The sequence below is a fragment of the Microbacterium sp. ARD31 genome, from assembly GCF_031844425.1.
Window position 1 is genome coordinate 57,535 of sequence record NZ_JAUZVE010000008.1, and the last position, 12,928, is coordinate 70,462.

Genomic DNA, 12,928 nt, shown 5'->3' on the forward strand with positions numbered 1-12,928 from the left:
TGATCGCGATCGCGGTCAGCGCGCGAGTCTGCTGTAGTCGGCGAGGGCCTTCGCGTCCTCGGCCTCGCGCATGGCGCGGCGGGCGGCGTCGAGAGCGTCGACCGGGTCCTGCGCCTGACGCGCGGCCGCCAGCTCGCGCTGCGCGGACAGCAGTCTGGCGCGGGCATCCGCGCCACCGCCGGAGTGGGCGATGGCGCCTTCGGCCTGGGCGACGGCCGCGCGCGCAGCCGCGAGCGTTCCCGGGAGCGCCGTGCGGGCACCGCGCAGACGCTGCTGAGCGGTGTGCGCGTCGCCGAGGGCCATGTCCAGCCGATCGCGCACCCGGGCGATCTCGTCGATCGTCTTCGTCGGCCGACGCGCGGCGCGAGGCTCGAGACCGTCAAGGTCCGCCGACAGCGCGCGCAGCTCGCCGCCGAGCCGCTCGGCGGCGGCCGGGGGCAGATGCGACCGGACGGTCTGCGCGTGGCGGAGGGCCGACCTCGCCGCATCGAATTCGCCCGGCAGTGCCTGAGCCGCCTGGGTGACGAGGCGGTGCGTCTCTTCGAGGATCCGTGCGTCGGCCTCGGCGCGACGCAGCGCCCGCTCGGCCTCCGCCAGTTCGGTCAGCACCGACCGTGTGGGGTCGCCGGCATGCGCGGCCGCCTGGGACAGGATGTCCTCCGCGGATGCCGCGGCGTCCCGTGCGCCGCGGGCCGCCCGCGCGGCATCCGCCCATTCCGCCTCGTCGAAGCGCGCCGACAGATCCGCGATCAGAGCGGCCGGGTCGCCCATCTCGGCGCGGAGGCGTTCCAGGTGCCCTCTCGCGGCGGCGACCTGATCCACCGCCGAGATGTTGGCCGCGACCCACGCCGCGTGCTCCTCGCGGGCCGCGGCGATCCGCCCGAGCGCCTCGTCGGTGCGCCGCTCGATGCGCACCGCCCCGCGCCGCAGCTCGGCGGGGTGCAGGCCCGGCCGGCTCAGCCCGCGGAACTCGTCGAAGGACTCGTCGCGCACGTGCTGCGCGGTCATGCGCGCGCGGCGCAGGGACGCCGGCGCGGTGCCGCCGTACAGGGCGCCCGACAGCGCCACCTCGAGGTCCAGTTCGTCGACGGCGTCGTCCAGGCGGACCAGCTGCACCCCCGCTCGAGCGCGCACCTGCTCTGCCGCCGCGCGGGCCCTCGGCGACCGACGCGCGCGCTTGACCGCCCACACCGCCACGAGCACCAGGAGCGCGGCGGAGCCGAAGACGACGGCCGCGGGGATCAGCCAGTCGAGGATCCCCCCGTCCGTGTCAGTCACCGGCATCCTCGAACATCAGCAGCGCGCGCAGCTGGTCGACGTCGTCGACGGCGGCCTGGGCGCCGGCGGACTCGTGCGGCCAGCTGAAGCCCCACCGCACGAAGATCACCGGCACGCCGTGCTCGGCGCCGCCCTCGACGTCGTGGTGGCGGTCGCCGACGAGCACCGGCCGGGACGTGTCGACGCCTGCCGCGGCGAGGCGGCGCAGTGCTTCGGCGACGATGTCGGCTTTGGCGCTGAGGGTGCGCTCGTCGCTGGTCGCACCCACCGTGGCGGTGAGCGCGGACGAAAGATCGAAATGGTCCATGAGGGCGACCACCTGGACCTCGGGCTTCGAACTCGCGGTGGCCTGGGGGATGCCGGCTGCGGCGAGGTCGCCGATGAGCTCGGCGACGCCGTCGAACAGGCGGGCGTCCTTGGTGTAGCCGTCGGCCTTTCCGAGCGTGCGGTAAAAGCGCACGGCCTCAGCGGACTCATCGGGGGTCATGCCGACGTTGACCTGGAAGGAGTCGTACATCGGCGGACCGATCCAGTGCACGAGCTCGGCGCGGGTCGGCGCGCGCTTGCCGAAGTGCTCGAGGGTGATCGTGAGTCGGCGGAGGATCCCGACCGAGGCATCGACGAGGGTGCCGTCGACATCCCACAGGATGCAGGTCCAGGGTGAGCGCATCGGCATGACCCTTACGCTACCGGGGGTCAGAACAGGCGCGGAGCGCCGGATTCGATGCCCTTCATGCCTTCGTAGTCGAGCGTCACGCAGCGGATGCCCCGATCGGCCGCCAGCACCTTGGCCTGCGGCTTGATCTCCTGCGCGGCGAACACCCCGGTCACCGGGGCGAGGTGCGGATCGCGGCCGAGCAGCTCCAAGTAGCGGGTCAGCTGCTCGACGCCGTCGATGTCGCCGCGTCTCTTGACCTCGACGGCGATCGTGCCGCCTCCGGCCTCGTCGCGCAGCAGCAGATCGACGGGGCCGATCGCGGTGGGGAACTCCCGGCGCACCAGCGTGAGGCCCTGGCCGATCACGTCGACCTGCTCGGCCAGGAGGCGCTGCAGGTCGGCTTCGACGCCGTCCTTCTGCAGTCCCGGATCGATGCCGAGCTCGTGAGACGAGTCGTGCAGCACCTCATAGATGCGCACGAGCAGCGCGTCGCCGGACTTGGCGTGTGTGACCCGCCAGTGCTCGAGCACACCCGCGTCGGCGGAGGCGGCATCCGGAGCCTCGACGTCGAGCCGGCAGGGCGGGCTCATCCAGTTGAGCGGCTTGTACGAGCCGCCGTCGGAGTGCACGAGAAGGCTGCCGTCGCCCTTGTGGACGAGCAGCCTGGTTGCGAGGGGGAGGTGCGCGGTGAGACGGCCGGTGTAGTCGACCGAGCAGCGGGCGATGACAAGACGCACCCGAAGAGCCTAGCCGTGCGGCGTCGGGGTGGATGCCGGGGTCAGCGCTCGGCGCCGGCACCGACCTTCGACCCGGCCAGCGGACGAGCGGCACCCGAGGCGAGGCCGGACGCGATGGCGAGCACCACCAGGATGTACAGCGTGTTGAGCAGGCCGATGTTCTCGCTGATGAAGCCGAGGATCGGCGGGCCGCACAGGAACGAGATGTACCCGATCGTGGCCGCCGCGCTGACTCGGGCCGCCGCCTTGGCCGGATCGTCGGCCGCGGCGGACATGCCCAGCGGAAACCCGAGCGATGTGCCCGCGCCCCACAGGGCCGCACCCACGAACACCAGCGGGAGATTGGGCGCGAGGATGAACAGCAGCAGGCCCCCGGCGGAGGCCGCCGACAGCACGCGCAGGGTCGCGACCCGGCCGAAGCGGTCGACGAGCGGGCCGCCGAAGACCCGCACCACGGTCATGCTGACCGAGAACACCGTGAGTCCGAGCGCTCCGAGCGCCTGGTCGGCGCCGTGGCCCTCGACCATGCCGAGCGCGAGCCAGTCGTTCGCGCCGCCCTCGGCGAACGCCATGCCGAGCATGATGACACCGAGCGCGTACGTGCGCGGCTCGCGCCAGGCCGACAGGGCCGTGTGGAGGCGCTCGCGCCAGTGCGGCGGGTCGGCGGCGGCGGCGGTGTCGCCGGTGAACTCCCGCGGGGGCACGTTCGCGTGCGCGGCGAAGGCGATCCCCGCGATGACGACCATCATGACGACGGTGTGGATCAGGACGTTGATCCCCCACCCGGCCGCCGCAGCGCCGACACCGGCGCCGATCACCGTGCCGAAGCTGAAGAACGCGTGGAACAGCGGCAGGATCGTCTTGCCCGTCTGCTTCTCGATGGCCGCGCCCTCGACGTTCATCATCACGTCGACCGCGCCGTTGCCGAGCCCGAAGAGCACCAGGCCCGCCACCACGACGAGGTAGTTCTGCAGGACGTCGGTGCCGACCCCGATGATGCCGACGCCGGCCGCGAAGACGAGCATCGCCACCAGCATCCCGGAGCGGGCGCCGAAGCGGGCCAGCACCACGTTGGCGAGCGACAGGCCGACGATCGAGGCGATGCCGGCGCCGAGCAGCATGAGCCCGATCTGGATGTTGTCGACATCGAGGGCGATCTTGATCGCCGGCACCCGCGACGCCCACGTCGCGATGCTCAGACCGCTCGCGAGGAAGATCGCGAAGACGGCGGTGCGCCAGCGTACGAGCTGCGGACGCGTCAGTTCCCGTTCCATGGCGAACAGCGTACATCGAATCGTTTCGATCCTCCGAATCGATTCGATCCTGCCGCGCGACCCGGCTACCATCGCCGACATGGGTACCCGACGCGCCACCATCTCCGACGTCGCGCGCCTCGCGGGCGTCTCGCCCTCGACCGCGTCGGTGGTGTTCAGCGGCAAGACGCCCGTCTCCGACGCGACGCGGGAGCGGGTCCGGGCGGCCGCGGACGAACTCGGCTACACGGGACCAGACCCGCGCGCCGCCTCGCTGCGCACCGGCCGATCGGGGATCGTCGGCGTCGTGTTCGAGGAACACCTGGGATCCGCCTTCCTCGACCCGGTGAAGACCCTGATGATGGACGGCCTCGCCGATGCCGTCTCACCCGTCGGCGCCGGGCTGCTGCTGCTGCGCGACCACGATCCGGTGGGCACCGGGCCGACCCTCACCACCGCGCCGATCGATGCGGCCGTGCTCGTGGGCTGCAGCGGCCTGCTGCGCGAGTCCCTCGACGCCGTTCGCGCTCGAGGGATCCCGGTCGTCGTCATCGAGGGGGATGCCGGCGACGACGTTCCGCGCATCGTGCTCGACAACCGGGAAGCCCAGCGCCAGGCGGCCAGCCACCTGCGCTCACTCGGACACACCGACGTCGCGATCGTGGCCCTGCCCGCCCACGCCGGGTGGCAGCCGGGCTGGATCGCCGACGACACCCCGCTCACCGTCGACGTCACGCGCGAGCGGCTGCGCGGCGGGCGCGACGTGTTCCCGGATGCCGCGGTCTACGGTGCCGGCGGCAGCTTCATCGACGAGGGGCTGGCGGCCGGACGCGTCGTCCTCGCCGATCCGGCCCGCCGGCCGACCGCCGTCCTCGCCCAGAGCGACCTGCTGGCGGCCGGAGTCATCCGCGCGGCCGAGGAACTCGGGCTCCGGGTGCCCGAGGACGTCAGCGTCACCGGGTTCGACGGGATCGTCGTGGACGGCCTGGCCCCGTACGACCTCACGACACTGGTGCAGCCGGCCACCGAGAAGGGGCGTGCGGCCGGCCGCGTGGTCGCCGCCATGCTCGACGGCGGGGAACCGGCATCCATCTCGTTCACCTGCATGTTCCACGAGGGCAATACGACCGCTCCCGCGGTCCGGTGAGCGGACGCGCCCGGGTAGACTGGTGCGAAACGACCTGATCGCCTGAGCGCGCCCGCACGCGCCGACGACTCCGAGGAGGCCGCATGCTCCTCGTCCTCGGTGTGTTCGCACTCGCCCCGCTCATCCTGCCGTGGCTGATCGGTCGCCTGGGCTCTCGTGCTTTCGCGCTCGCCGCACTTCTTCCGGCCGCGGCGTTCGTCCACACCGCGTGGCAGGCTCCCGCCGTGCTCGACGGCCGCATTCCATTCGAGGCATTCGACTGGATCCCGCCGCTCGGCATCGAGCTGTCGATGCGCATGGACGTGCTGGGCTGGGTCATGGCGCTCATCGTCACAGGCGTCGGAGCGCTCGTGCTGCTCTATTGCCGCTCGTACTTCGCCGACGGCGAGACGGGCCTCGGCCAGTTCGCCGCCGTCCTCCTCGGCTTCGCCGGAGCCATGTACGGCCTCGTGCTGACCGACGACCTCGTCGTGCTGGTGATGTTCTGGGAGATCACCAGCGTCCTGTCGTATCTGCTCATCGGCTACTACAACCGCCGCGCCGCCAGCCGCCGCGCGGCACTGCAGGCGCTCCTGGTCACCACCCTCGGCGGACTGGTGATGCTGATCGGCGTGGTGCTGCTCGTGGTGGATGCCGGCACGTCGAGCCTCTCGACGATCCTGGCCGACGCCCCGACCGGCCCGGTCGTGGACGCGGCGCTCGTGCTGCTGCTGGTGGGCGCGCTCAGCAAGTCCGCGATCTTCCCGTTCCACTTCTGGCTGCCGGGCGCCATGACGGCGCCGACTCCGGTCAGTGCCTATCTGCACGCCGCCGCCATGGTGAAGGCGGGCGTCTACCTCATCGCACGGCTCGCGCCCGTCTTCGCCCTCGCTCCGGCCTGGCGGCCGATCGTCATATCGCTGGGCGTGTTCACGATGCTGCTCGGCGGGTTCCAGGCGCTCCGCGAGACCGACCTCAAACGTCTGCTGGCGTTCGGCACGGTGAGTCAGCTGGGTTTCCTCGCCGTCGTGCTCGGCTACGGCACCCGCGACGTCGCCCTCGCCGGCCTCGCGCTCCTGCTCGGCCACGCGCTGTTCAAATCCGCGCTCTTCCTCATCGTCGGCGTCATCGACCACCAGCTGTCGACCCGTGACCTGCGAGAGCTCAGCGGCGTCGGTCGTCAAGCGCCCCTGCTGGCCACGGCAGCGATCGTCTCCATCGCCTCGATGGCGGGCATCCTGCCGACCCTGGGCTTCGTCGCCAAGGAGGGGGCGCTGGCGGGCCTCATCGACGAGGCCTTGGCCGGTTCGGCATGGGGCTGGATCGCCCTCGTCGGCGTGACCGTGGGCTCCGCGCTCACCGTGGCGTACGGCATCCGCTTCGTGTGGGGTGCGTTCTGGACCAAGAAGGACGCAGCGGGCGCGGCGCGACCGGTGACGGAGTGGCCGCGGCCGCGTCTCGGGTTCCTGTCGGTCCCCGCGATCCTCGCCGCACTCACCCTCGCCGGAGGCTTCGCCGCCCCGCTCCTCGACACGGCGTTGGCGCCCTACGCCGATCTGGCTCCGGCGTCGAGCCCCGGCATCCCCGCCCCCGATCACCCCGGCTACCTCGCCCTGTGGCACGGGTTGGAGCCCGCCCTCTTCCTCTCGCTCGGGACCCTCGTCATCGGGGCGGGCCTGTTCGCCCTCACCGCCCGCGTCGACCTCAGCCGTCGCGTGCTGCCGTTCGCGGCGCCCGACGTCTACAATCTGGCGCTGCGAACGGTGGCGAGGCTCTCGGTGGCCACCACGACGTTCACCCAGCGGGGCTCGCTGCCGGTCTACGTCGGCACGATCTTCGTGGTGCTGGTGGCCGCCGAGGGCACCGCCCTGGTGATGGGCGGCCAGCTCACGTCGGCGATCGCGACCTACTGGTCGCCCATGCAGCTCATCGCCGCGCCCATCATGATCGCCGCCGGCATCATCGCCGTCCGGGCGCGCAAGCGCTACACGGGGGTCGTCCTGGTCTCGGTGACGGGCCTCGGAATGGTCGTCCTCTTCGCCACGAGCGGCGCGCCCGACCTCGCCCTCACCCAGATCCTCGTCGAGACGGTGACGCTCGTCGCCTTCGCGCTCGTGCTCCGGCGCATCCCCTCGCGTCTCGGCGAGCACAACGCCTCCGTGTGGCCGATCGGCCGCGCGCTGCTGGGCATCGCGGTCGGGGTCACGATGGCGGGGGTCGCGCTGGTGGCGACGTCGGCGCGGGTCCACGCCCCGGTCTCGACCGACTTCCCCGACCTCGCGTACGAGCTCGGCCACGGCAAGAACGTCGTGAACGTCGCGCTCGTCGACATCCGCGGCTGGGACACCATGGGCGAGCTCTCGGTGCTCGTCCTCGCCGCCACCGGGGTCGCCTCGCTGGTCTTCGTCACCCACCGCGCCGACACCCTCTCGAGCCTCACGACCCCGGTCGAGCTCGCCGACCGCCGCGACCGCCGACCGCTGGTCGAGACCGCCGGCGGGGTGAAGCCCCGGGGCGAGGGGAGCGGCAACACACGTACCGCATGGCTGCTCGGCGGGCAGCGCGTGGGTGAGGAGAACCGGTCGATCCTCCTCGAGGTGATCGTGCGGATCCTCTTCCACATGATCATCATCGTCTCGCTGTACCTGCTGTTCGCGGGTCACAATCTGCCCGGTGGCGGCTTCGCCGGCGGCCTCGTCGCCGGCATGGCGCTGGTCATGCGCTACGTCGCGGGCGGTCGCTACGAGCTCGGGGTGGCTGCGCCGACGGATGCCGGACGGCTGCTCGGCGTCGGCATGACGATCGCCGTCGGATGCGCCGTCGTGCCGTTGGTGTTCGGCGTGGCACCGCTGACGAGCTGGTTCGTCGAGGCCGAGGTGCCGGTCCTCGGCCACATCGAGTTCGTCACCTCCACGCTGTTCGACATCGGGGTGTACCTCGTCGTCATCGGGCTGGTGCTCGACGTCCTGCGGAGCCTGGGCGCCGAAGTCGATCGGCAGACGGCCGAGAACCGGATGCGGGGGGTGAGCGCCTGATGGACGTCTCGCTCGTGCTGATCGTCATCATGGCGGTGCTCTTCGCGTGCGGTGTGTACGCGATGCTCGAACGCAGCCTGACGCGGGTGCTCATCGGCTTCCTGCTGCTGGGCAACGCCGCGAATCTGCTGCTGCTCATCGCGATGGGGCGCCCCGGCATCGCCCCGTTCCACGGAGCGGGGGAGTCCGACGAGATGTCGGACGCGCTGCCGCAGGCCCTGACCCTCACCGCGATCGTCATCACCTTCGCCGTGTCTGCCTTCCTGCTGGCGCTCATCTACCGGTCGTGGCAGCTCGGACAGGCCGACACAGTCAGCGACGACGAGGCCGACATCGCCGTGCGTGAGCGCGGCGCGCAGGTCGAGGACTCCATCGTCGACATCATCTCGGACGAGGACGACGACGCCACCTCCGACTTCGTCGACGTCTCGACCGCACCCATCACGATGCTCGGCAGCCGCGACGTCGCCGGGCTGCGCGACGACGCGCCCACCGATCGACGCGACGCGAAGCGCCGCGAAGACGCCCGGACGGAGGACAGCGATGACTGAGATCGCCCCCGCCCTCGTGCCGCTGCTGGTGACGCTGCCGCTGCTCGGCGCCGCCATCGCGCTGATCGCCGGCCGCCACCGCCGCGCGCAGGTCACGGTCTCCGTGGTGACGCTCACCCTCGTCTGCATCATCGCCACCGTGCTGCTGGTGGTCGTCGACATCGGCGACCAGGCCATCGCCGTGTCGGTGGGCGGCTGGCCCATTCCGACCGGGATCATCCTGTACGTCGACCGCCTGGCGGCGCTGCTGGTGATGGTCTCGAGCGTCGTGCTCCTGGCGGTCCTCCTCTTCTCGGTCGGCCAGGGTGCCGCCGACAACGACGACGACACCCCGGTGTCGATCTTCCACCCCTCGTATCTGATCCTCGCCGCCGGCATCTTCAACGCCTTCATCGCCGGCGACCTGTTCAACCTCTACGTCGGGTTCGAGATCCTGCTGGTGGCCTCGTACGTGCTCATCACCCTCGGGTCGACGGAGTCCCGCATCCGCACCGGTGTCGTCTACGTCGTGGTCTCGCTGGTGTCGTCGATCCTGTTCCTCGCCGCGATCGCGATGATCTACAGCGCGCTCGGCACCGTGAACATCGTGCAGATCTCCCAGCGGATGGGAGACCTGCCGCAGGAGACGCAGCTCGTGCTGCACCTCATGCTGCTGCTGGCGTTCGCGATCAAGGCCGCCATCTTCCCGCTGTCGTTCTGGCTCCCCGACTCCTACCCGACCGCGCCGGCGCCGGTCACGGCGGTGTTCGCGGGCCTGCTGACCAAGGTGGGCGTCTACGCGATCATCCGCACCGAGACCGAGCTCTTCCTCTACAACGACGTCAACGTCGTGCTGATGATCGCCGCGCTCGCGACGATGATCGTCGGCGTCCTGGGCGCCCTCGCCCAGGCGGAGCTCAAGCGCATCCTGTCGTTCACCCTGGTGAGCCACATCGGCTACATGATCTTCGGGCTGGCGATCGCGACCCCGGCGGCGATCGGGGCGACGATCTACTACATGGTCCACCACATCGTGGTGCAGACCACTCTGTTCCTCGCGGTCGGTCTCGTGGAGCGGCGAGCCGGGTCCACGTCGATCCTGCGCGTGAAGGGGCTCATGCGCGCCGCGCCGGTCATCGCCGTGCTCTACTTCATCCCGGCGGTGAACCTCGGCGGCCTGCCGCCGTTCTCGGGCTTCATCGGCAAGTTCGCCCTCTTCGACGCCGCGGCCGAGGTCGGCACGCCGCTCATGATCGTGCTGATCGTCGCGGGCATCCTCACCAGCCTCCTCACCCTGTACGCGCTCATGCGCGCGTGGAACCTCTCGTTCTGGCGCGAAGAGGATGACTCGGCCGAGACCGAGGCGCGCATCTCGTACCTGGGCGCCTCGCCGGCCGCAGCGGTCGAGACCGAGCAACGCGTGATCCCCAAGGTGATGACGGCGGCCACCGTCGGCATGGTGGGCTTCACCGTTGCGCTGACCATCTTCGCCGGACCCCTGTACGACATCTGCACCCGCATCGGCGACGCGCTGCTCCAGCCGGTGACCCTCGAACAGCTCGAGCAGGAGCACCAGCAGAGCACGGGCGGCGATGAGAAGCGCGAGGAGGTGACGCCGTGACCGCAACCGATGGCACCACCGCCCGTGGCGGCATCCGAGCGGGCCTTCGTCACGTCTGGCGGCAGCTGCCCTTCTTCGTGTGGCTCATCCTGCTGTGGATGCTGCTGTGGGGACAGCTGACCTGGCTCGCCCTCCTCACCGGCATCGCGGCGGCCGTCATCGTCACCCGCGTGTTCCGGCTGCCCCCCGTCGAGCTGTCCGGCCGGCTCAACCTCTGGTACGGCCTCGTCTTCGTCGTGACGTTCGTCGGGGCGCTCGTGCGCGGATCGCTGATCGTGGCCTGGCAGGTGATCGATCCGCGCCGCTACCCCGGTACCGCGATCGTCGCGATTCCGCTCCGCGTCGACGACGACCTCATCATGACCCACACCGCCATCACCGCCTCGCTGATCCCGGGCTCCTTCGTCGTCGAGACCGACCGCGACCGGCGCATCGTCTACCTGCACGTGCTGGGTGTCGACCGCCGCGAGGATGCCGAGCTGCACCGCCGCTCGGTCCTCGGCTGGGAGGCCCGCATCGTCCGGGCCGTGGGGTCGCCCGAGCAGCTCGAGATCATCCGCCGCGCGACGATCGAGACGCCGCGGCAGGGGAAGGAGGCCCGATGAGCCCGCTCCTGGTGGTGATCTACGTCGTCTTCGCCGTCGCCGCGCTGATCACGCTGTGGCGCGTCGTAATGGGACCGTCGATCCTCGACCGCGCGGTGGCCAGCGACGTGCTGCTGACCGAGATCATGTGCGTCCTCGGCGCCGATATGGCCATCAACCAGCACACCCGATCGCTGCCGGCCATGCTCATCATCGCCGCCGTCGGCGTGTTCGGCTCGATCGCGATCGCGCGCTTCGTGGCCAGAAGGGACCGGGCCGACGGATGACCGACCCCATCGACATCATCGCCCTCCTGCTGATCCTGATCGGCGCACTGCTGTGCCTCACCGCCGCCATCGGCCTGCTGCGGTTCCGCGATGTGCCGACGCGCCTTCACGCGGCCACCAAGCCGCAGGTGCTCGGCATGATGCTCATCTGCGTCGCCGTGGCGCTGTCGCTGCGGTCGTGGCCGGTGGCCGCCTTCCTGCTGCCGGTGATCCTCATCCAGCTGGCGACGGCGCCGCTGTCAGCTCACATGATCGGCCGTCAGGCATACCGCAACGGCACGATCGACGAGGCCGACCTCGTGGTCGACGAGCTCCGCCTGTCGAAAGAGACACCGCCCGCCGCGGGCGGCTGAACCGCCGGAGCCGGGCGTCAGTCGGTGCCGCTGTCGAATGCGGCGGCTTCGCTCACGGCATCCGTCGCCTCGGCGAGGTGCTCGCGCTCTGCCGAATAGCCCGCGGCGTGCTCGGTGATCTCCTCCGCGCCACCCCGCTCGAGCGATCCGACCAGCTCGGCCGTCGCTCCGCCGATGATGCCCGCCGCGGCGTAGTGCTCGAGGCGCGAGCGCGAGTCCGCGATGTCGAGGTTGCGCATCGTGAGCTGCCCGATGCGGTCGATCGGGCCGAAGGCGGCGTCGCCGACGCGCTCCATCGAGAGCTTCTCGGCCGCGTACGACAGGCCGGGACCGGTGGTGTCGAGGATCGTGTAGTCCTCTCCGCGCCGCAGGCGCAGCGTGACCGAGCCGGTGATGGTCGAGCCCACCCACTTCTGGATCGACTCGCGCAGCATGAGCGACTGCGGCTCGAGCCAGCGGCCCTCGTACATGAGGCGCCCGAGCCGACGACCCTGCTCGTGGTAGGTCGCCAGGGTGTCCTCGTTGAGGATGCCGTTGACCAGACGCTCGTACGCGATGAACAGCAGCGCCATCCCGGGAGCCTCGTAGATGCCGCGCGACTTCGCCTCGATGATGCGGTTCTCTATCTGGTCGCTCATCCCGAGCCCGTGACGGCCGCCGATGCGGTTGGCCTCGAAGACCAGCTCGACGGGGTCCGAGTACTCGACGCCGTTGAGGGCGACCGGGCGGCCCGCGTCGAACGTGATCGTGACGTCCTCGGGGGCGATCTCGACGGCCGGATCCCAGAAGCGCACGCCCATGATGGGCTCCACCGTCTCGAGCGAGACGTCCAGGTGCTCCAGGGTCTTGGCCTCGTGGGTGGCACCCCAGATGTTCGCGTCGGTGGAGTACGCCTTCTCGGCCGAGTCGCGGTACGGGAAGCCGTGGGCCACGAGCCATTCACTCATCTCCTGGCGACCGCCGAGCTCCGAGACGAAGTCGGCGTCCAGCCACGGCTTGTAGATGCGCAGCGACGGGTTGGCGAGCAGTCCGTAGCGGTAGAACCGCTCGATGTCGTTGCCCTTGTAGGTGGACCCGTCGCCCCAGATGTCGACGCCGTCCTCCTTCATCGCGCGCACCAGCAGGGTGCCGGTCACCGCGCGTCCGATCGGAGTGGTGTTGAAGTACGTGCGACCGCCGGAGCGGATGTGGAACGCGCCGCAGGCGAGGGCGCCGAAGCCCTCTTCGACCAGCGCGGTCTTGCAGTCGATGAGGCGCGAGACCTCGGCGCCGTACTCGAGCGCGCGACCCGGGATCGCGGCGATATCGTCCTCGTCGGGCTGACCGAGGTCACCGGTGTAGGTGCAGGGGACGGCGCCCTTGTCGCGCATCCAGGCCACGGCGACGGAGGTGTCAAGGCCTCCCGAGAAGGCGATGCCGACGCGCTCGCCGACGGGCAGGGACTGGAGGACCTTCGACATGGCCTC

At 70.8% G+C, this 12,928-nt stretch carries 12 protein-coding genes; 7 read left to right on the forward strand and 5 right to left on the reverse strand.

The annotated features are described in order from the left end of the window. Nucleotides 1-15: 15 nt before the first annotated feature. The 4 genes from Q9S36_RS20610 to Q9S36_RS20625 are packed head-to-tail and all read right to left on the reverse strand — an operon-like array spanning nucleotide 16 to nucleotide 3,947. Nucleotides 16-1,284: a hypothetical protein gene (locus tag Q9S36_RS20610; RefSeq protein WP_396653804.1), complete on the reverse strand. Its 1,269-nt coding sequence runs from the start codon at nucleotides 1,282-1,284 to the stop codon at nucleotides 16-18. Next, a complete protein-coding gene (locus tag Q9S36_RS20615) occupies nucleotides 1,271-1,954 on the reverse strand; it encodes an HAD hydrolase-like protein (RefSeq protein WP_251455126.1) in 684 nt (227 codons plus the stop codon). Before Q9S36_RS20615 ends, Q9S36_RS20610 begins: the two co-directional genes overlap by 14 nt. A gap of 20 nt (nucleotides 1,955-1,974) precedes the next feature. Next, complete coding sequence (gene nucS / locus Q9S36_RS20620; protein ID WP_311286733.1) at nucleotides 1,975-2,673, reverse strand: endonuclease NucS; 699 nt, start codon at nucleotides 2,671-2,673, stop codon at nucleotides 1,975-1,977. 41 nt (nucleotides 2,674-2,714) lie between these two features. Next, a complete protein-coding gene (locus tag Q9S36_RS20625) occupies nucleotides 2,715-3,947 on the reverse strand; it encodes an MFS transporter (RefSeq protein WP_311286734.1) in 1,233 nt (410 codons plus the stop codon). A gap of 79 nt (nucleotides 3,948-4,026) precedes the next feature. Here Q9S36_RS20625 and Q9S36_RS20630 point away from each other — a divergent pair, with 79 nt between their 5' ends. From Q9S36_RS20630 to mnhG, 7 genes are all read left to right on the forward strand, one after another. Then, nucleotides 4,027-5,073, forward strand: a complete 1,047-nt coding sequence (locus Q9S36_RS20630) for a substrate-binding domain-containing protein (protein ID WP_311286735.1) — start codon at nucleotides 4,027-4,029, stop codon at nucleotides 5,071-5,073. Nucleotides 5,074-5,156: 83 nt separating this feature from the next. Further along, nucleotides 5,157-8,087, forward strand: coding sequence for a Na+/H+ antiporter subunit A (locus Q9S36_RS20635; protein ID WP_311286736.1), 2,931 nt, complete (start codon nucleotides 5,157-5,159; stop codon nucleotides 8,085-8,087). Beyond that, nucleotides 8,087-8,638 (forward strand): Na(+)/H(+) antiporter subunit C, encoded by a 552-nt coding sequence (locus Q9S36_RS20640; RefSeq protein WP_251455140.1) that lies wholly within the window; start codon nucleotides 8,087-8,089, stop codon nucleotides 8,636-8,638. The genes Q9S36_RS20635 and Q9S36_RS20640 overlap by 1 nt, the downstream gene beginning before the upstream one ends. Continuing rightward, on the forward strand, nucleotides 8,631-10,238 hold the full coding sequence (locus Q9S36_RS20645) for a Na+/H+ antiporter subunit D (RefSeq protein ID WP_311286737.1): 1,608 nt from the start codon (nucleotides 8,631-8,633) through the stop codon (nucleotides 10,236-10,238). Before Q9S36_RS20640 ends, Q9S36_RS20645 begins: the two co-directional genes overlap by 8 nt. Beyond that, nucleotides 10,235-10,843 (forward strand): Na+/H+ antiporter subunit E, encoded by a 609-nt coding sequence (locus tag Q9S36_RS20650; RefSeq protein WP_311286738.1) that lies wholly within the window; start codon nucleotides 10,235-10,237, stop codon nucleotides 10,841-10,843. Before Q9S36_RS20645 ends, Q9S36_RS20650 begins: the two co-directional genes overlap by 4 nt. After that, on the forward strand, nucleotides 10,840-11,109 hold the full coding sequence (locus Q9S36_RS20655) for a monovalent cation/H+ antiporter complex subunit F (protein WP_251455148.1): 270 nt from the start codon (nucleotides 10,840-10,842) through the stop codon (nucleotides 11,107-11,109). The genes Q9S36_RS20650 and Q9S36_RS20655 overlap by 4 nt, the downstream gene beginning before the upstream one ends. After that, the gene (gene mnhG / locus Q9S36_RS20660) at nucleotides 11,106-11,462 is read left to right on the forward strand and encodes a monovalent cation/H(+) antiporter subunit G (protein ID WP_311286739.1); all 357 of its coding nucleotides are present in this window, start codon (nucleotides 11,106-11,108) and stop codon (nucleotides 11,460-11,462) included. The genes Q9S36_RS20655 and mnhG overlap by 4 nt, the downstream gene beginning before the upstream one ends. 17 nt (nucleotides 11,463-11,479) lie before the next feature. Here the strand turns inward: mnhG and argG are convergent, their stop codons facing one another. Then, nucleotides 11,480-12,922, reverse strand: coding sequence for an argininosuccinate synthase (gene argG, locus Q9S36_RS20665; protein WP_311286740.1), 1,443 nt, complete (start codon nucleotides 12,920-12,922; stop codon nucleotides 11,480-11,482). Nucleotides 12,923-12,928 lie beyond the last annotated feature (6 nt).

Excerpts from the sequence above, each read along its gene's own strand:
- Q9S36_RS20610 (WP_396653804.1), bottom strand. The coding sequence starts at position 1,284 with ATGCCGGTGACTGACACGGACGGGGGGATCCTCGACTGGCTGATCCCC.
- Q9S36_RS20615 (WP_251455126.1), bottom strand. The coding sequence starts at position 1,954 with ATGCCGATGCGCTCACCCTGGACCTGCATCCTGTGGGATGTCGACGGC.
- Q9S36_RS20625 (WP_311286734.1), bottom strand. The coding sequence starts at position 3,947 with ATGGAACGGGAACTGACGCGTCCGCAGCTCGTACGCTGGCGCACCGCC.
- Q9S36_RS20630 (WP_311286735.1), top strand. The coding sequence starts at position 4,027 with ATGGGTACCCGACGCGCCACCATCTCCGACGTCGCGCGCCTCGCGGGC.
- Q9S36_RS20635 (WP_311286736.1), top strand. The coding sequence starts at position 5,157 with ATGCTCCTCGTCCTCGGTGTGTTCGCACTCGCCCCGCTCATCCTGCCG.
- Q9S36_RS20640 (WP_251455140.1), top strand. The coding sequence starts at position 8,087 with ATGGACGTCTCGCTCGTGCTGATCGTCATCATGGCGGTGCTCTTCGCG.
- Q9S36_RS20645 (WP_311286737.1), top strand. The coding sequence starts at position 8,631 with ATGACTGAGATCGCCCCCGCCCTCGTGCCGCTGCTGGTGACGCTGCCG.
- Q9S36_RS20655 (WP_251455148.1), top strand. The coding sequence starts at position 10,840 with ATGAGCCCGCTCCTGGTGGTGATCTACGTCGTCTTCGCCGTCGCCGCG.
- mnhG (WP_311286739.1), top strand. The coding sequence starts at position 11,106 with ATGACCGACCCCATCGACATCATCGCCCTCCTGCTGATCCTGATCGGC.
- argG (WP_311286740.1), bottom strand. The coding sequence starts at position 12,922 with ATGTCGAAGGTCCTCCAGTCCCTGCCCGTCGGCGAGCGCGTCGGCATC.